General features: G+C 44.5%; 1 protein-coding gene. It reads right to left on the bottom strand.

Annotation, left to right across the window (positions count from 1 at the left end; all coding sequences use genetic code 11):
• Positions 1–159: 159 nt before the first annotated feature.
• A partial coding sequence (locus ACNKXV_RS13495) for a GNAT family N-acetyltransferase (protein ID WP_417908252.1) occupies positions 160–375 on the bottom strand: 216 nt, incomplete at its 5' end.

Raw genomic sequence — 375 nt, 5'->3', positions numbered from 1 at the left:
CTAGAAAGTAAATCAAAACCGAGTGAAAAATGGTTCAAAAACACCGGTTTGGTTTTGAAGGTGAATTTTTTAGTGCACCGCAAACCTGCCAATCGGAGTGCAGGACTGCATTCAGATCAGTCCAAGCCTGCTTGAAGCAGGCAGGTCTGAAGACTTGAACTACCTGATACGATTGGCCTGCCCTGATTTCCATTCTTCTTTGGATAAGGAAAAGTGATATTCCTTTCCCCATTTTCCCTTAAAGAAAACCTCTTGTTCTACAATTCCTCCCCGTGGAAAACCTACGCGGGTAAGCATTGAAACGGATGCTACGTTTTCAGCGTCAGCCACTGCGATGACCTGCTGAACCCCGTACTCTTCAAAAAGAAAGTTCAA

This window comes from Christiangramia aquimixticola (assembly GCF_048285835.1).
Lineage (GTDB): Bacteria > Bacteroidota > Bacteroidia > Flavobacteriales > Flavobacteriaceae > Christiangramia > Christiangramia aquimixticola.
This window is presented reverse-complemented; position numbering and strand designations above follow the sequence as displayed.